This window comes from Stenotrophomonas sp. P5_A8 (assembly GCF_056400545.1).
The window spans coordinates 1-3,496 of record NZ_JBFULB010000376.1 but is presented as its reverse complement, the minus strand read 5'-3'; the positions used below and the strand labels follow the sequence as shown (position 1 = coordinate 3,496).

The following is a 3,496-nucleotide window of genomic DNA, read 5'->3' as shown; positions in this document are numbered from 1 at the left end:
TCCCTGCCATGCGATCCCATTGTCGGCCGAGGGCACCGCACCGGCGGTCCATCACGATGCGATCTGGTGCGCGGGCCGACAAACAAAAACGGCGCCCTATGGGCGCCGTTTCGTGTTCAACCTGATAACCGCAAGCCGCTCAGGGAGCCGGTGCTGCCGCTTCCGGCGCAGCGCCCTTGCCCTTCATCATCGCGTCGCGTGCCGCCTTGAACGGGTTGCCCTCATACCAGTTCGGCCAACGATCACCACCGGCCAGCTCCTTGCCCACGCCGTACAGCAACTGCAGGTCTTCCACCGTGCCGTCCAGCTTCCAGGTGGCCGGGTCGAACTCATCCTTCGGGCCGTGGTAGCGGTCGCGGCCATACGCCTCGGCTGCCTTGCGGCCTGCCTCGACGCCACCGTCGCGCAGGTCTTCCCCGCCATCGGCATACAACGCCGGCACGCCGGCCTTGGCGAAGTTGAAGTGGTCCGAACGGAAGTAGAAGCCGCTCTGCACCGAGGTCTCACCATGCAGGGTACGGCCCTGGTTGGCGGCCAGCGGTTTGAGGATGTCTTCCAGCTCCGAGCTGCCGAAACCGGTCACGGTCAGGTCCTTGGCGCGGCCGGCCACCGACATCGCATCGATGTTGATCACCCCGGCAATCTTGTCCAACGGGAAGGTCGGGTGGCTGACGTAGTACTTGGAACCGAGCAGGCCCGATTCTTCCAGGGTCACCGCCAGGAACACCACCGAACGCTCCGGCGGCGGCTGCTGGTGCACCATCGCATCGGCCACTTCCAGGATTCCGGCTACGCCGGTCGCGTTGTCCACCGCGCCGTTGTAGATGTTGTCGCCCTGCTCACCCTCGTGCTTGCCCAGGTGGTCCCAGTGCGCCATGTACAGCACGGCCTCGTCGGCGCGCTTGCTGCCCGGCAGGACGCCGACCACGTTGCGCGAGGTCTTTTCGGCGATGGTGCTCTTCAGGTCGAAGGACACCTTGGCTTTCAACGAGACCGGCTTGAAGCCGCGCTTGCTGGCGTCCTTGTAGGCCTTGTCCAGATCCAGCCCGGCATCGGCGAACAGCTGGCGCGCCGCCTCGGCACTCAACCAGCCCTGCGCCGGAATGCGTGCCTCCGGATCATCCTTGGCCGGCAGGTCGTACTGCGGGCCGGCCCACGAGTTCTTGACCACGTCCCAGCCATACGACGCACCGGCAGTGTCATGCACGATCAGCGCCGCGGCGGCGCCCTTGCGGGCGGCTTCCTCGAACTTGTAGGTCCAGCGCCCGTAGTAGGTCATGCGCTTGCCGTCGAACAGCTTGGCGTCGTTGACGTGGAAGCCGGGGTCGTTGACGAACATCACCACCGTCTTGCCCTTCCAGTCCTGGCCGGCGTAGTCGTTCCACTTCTGCTCCGGCGCATCCACGCCGTAGCCGACGAACACCAGCTCGCTGCTGTCGACGTTCACCTCCGGCTGGCCACTGCGGGTGCCGATCACCATGTCGGTGCCGAATGTCAGGTCGCGGGTCTTGCCGGCCTGGTCAAGCTTGAGCACCGTGGATTCGTCAGCCGTGGTTTCGGTCATCGCCACGTCCTGGAACCAGCTGTCACCGTTGCCCGGCTGCAGGCCGATGCGCTGCATCTGGTCGCGGATGTAGTTGACGGTCAACGCTTCGCCCTTGCTGCCCGGTGCACGACCTTCGAAGTCGTCCGAGGCCAGGGTCTTGACCAGTTCGCCGAAGTCGGCGGCGTTGATCTCCGGGGAGAACGCATGGCCGACGGCGGCAGGCGACTGCGTGGCCGCATTGGCCGCGGAGTCGGCCGGGGCGGTGGCTTCGCCTTTGCACGCGGTCAGCGCGGCGGTGGCGGCAAGGCACAACAGAAGTTTGCGGGGCATCATCGATTCCTGGATCCAGTGGGCCGGTGCATTCAACGCACCGGGAGAGGGTATCAATCCTGCGGCGCGGCGTCGGTATCGAACGGGATGGCCTGCGCACCGCTGATCGCGCCGACGTGCGCGCTGCGATGCACATACAGGGTGACCTCGCGCTCGAACTGCAGGCTGCCGTCGACGCTGGCCTTCGGGCCGATGATCACGCGCGGCTTGCGCCCGCTGGTGAGGGACAGGTTGAAGTTGGGCTTCTTGACCCGGATCCCGCCCTGCACCTGCGAGCCGACGCCGACGGTGATGTCACCGTTGACGGTTTCGATGTTGCCGCGCAGGCGCGTCTCGACCAGCCCGATGCCGCCATTGACGGTTTCCATGTTGCCGTCGATCTGGCTGCCGCGATCGATGAAAATGCTGCCGTTGACGGTCTCAACGTTGCCCGCGGCGACCACATCGCGGCCGATCCTGACGTTGCCGTTCACCGTGGAAACGCCGGTGGTCTGGGCGCGGTCGTTGACCTGGATACTGCCGTTGACGGTCTGGATCTCGCGGGTCACCACGCCTTCTTCGACGGTGATGCCGCCGTTGACCGTTTCCAGATCGCCGTAGGATTGGCCACTGCTTGCGCGGATGCTGCCGTTGACCTTGCTGATGTCGTCGCTGGCGAAGGCGGGCGCGCAGGACAGCGCCAGGGCCAACAGCAGCGAGAGCGGAATATGTTTCATGATGACCTCGTGTCCGGGGTGCGGCTGGCAGGCCGCCTATGGGGATGTCACCATGCATCGCTACAATCCGCATCTGCCTGAAGTCACTGGAAAGCCCTTGCGCCACAACGCTTCTTCCTCACGCTGGAATAACAATCCGTTGCCTGCACACCGGGGCGCGACCGCCTTGCGTGGGCTGGCGCGTGGCCTGTTGCTGGCGCTGGCGATGCTGGCGCTGGGCCCAGTGGCGGCGCAGACCTCCAAGGAAGCCGAGCGCAAGCTGCAGAAGCTGCGCAGCGAGCTGAAGGGCGTGGCGCAGGAACGGCGTGCGCTGGAGGGGCAGCGCGGCCAGGCATCGCGACAGCTGCGCGAGGCCGACGAGAAGGTTGCCCGTACCGGGCGCGTGCTGGCCCAGACCGAAACCGCGCTGCAGCGCGAAACCCGCGCCATGGAGGAACTGCAGCGCAAGCGCAGCGACCTGCAGGCGGGGATGCAGAAGCAGCGCGAGGAACTGGCCTCGCTGCTGCGCTCGGCCTACCGCATCGGCAACAACGCCCCGTTGAAGCTGCTGCTGTCGCAGGACCGCGTGGCCGACGCCAACCGCAGCCTGGCCTACCACCGCTACCTGCAGCGCGAGCGCGCGCGCCGCATCCAGCTGATCACCCATGACCTGGCCGAGCTGCAGGCCGTCGAGGCGCAGATCGTCGAGCGTCGCCAGGCGCTGGAAGGCACCCGCCAGCAGCAGAAGCAGCAGGTGGTGACCCTGGCCGATGACCGGCGCACGCGCGCGGCCACGGTGGCCAGCCTGGACGAACGTTACAAGGACCGCAGCGAACGCGAGAAGGCGCTGGGCCAGGACGCCAAGGCGCTGGAATCGCTGCTGGCCAACCTGCGCGCCGCCGCCGCGCGTGCCGAAGCCGAGCGC

General features: G+C 66.8%; 3 protein-coding genes. 1 reads left to right on the top strand and 2 read right to left on the bottom strand.

Annotated features, from left to right (window positions below; genetic code table 11):
* Positions 1-139: 139 nt before the first annotated feature.
* Positions 140-1,876: a M28 family metallopeptidase gene (locus AC1DQP_RS18255; protein ID WP_478052172.1), complete on the bottom strand. Its 1,737-nt coding sequence runs from the start codon at positions 1,874-1,876 to the stop codon at positions 140-142.
* A gap of 53 nt (positions 1,877-1,929) precedes the next feature.
* On the bottom strand, positions 1,930-2,592 hold the full coding sequence (locus AC1DQP_RS18250) for a DUF4097 family beta strand repeat-containing protein (protein ID WP_457321741.1): 663 nt from the start codon (positions 2,590-2,592) through the stop codon (positions 1,930-1,932).
* Positions 2,593-2,644: 52 nt separating this feature from the next.
* Between AC1DQP_RS18250 and AC1DQP_RS18245 the strand changes: the two genes are divergently transcribed.
* Positions 2,645-3,496: murein hydrolase activator EnvC family protein (locus tag AC1DQP_RS18245; protein ID WP_478052171.1), on the top strand; the 852-nt coding region annotated here is incomplete at its 3' end.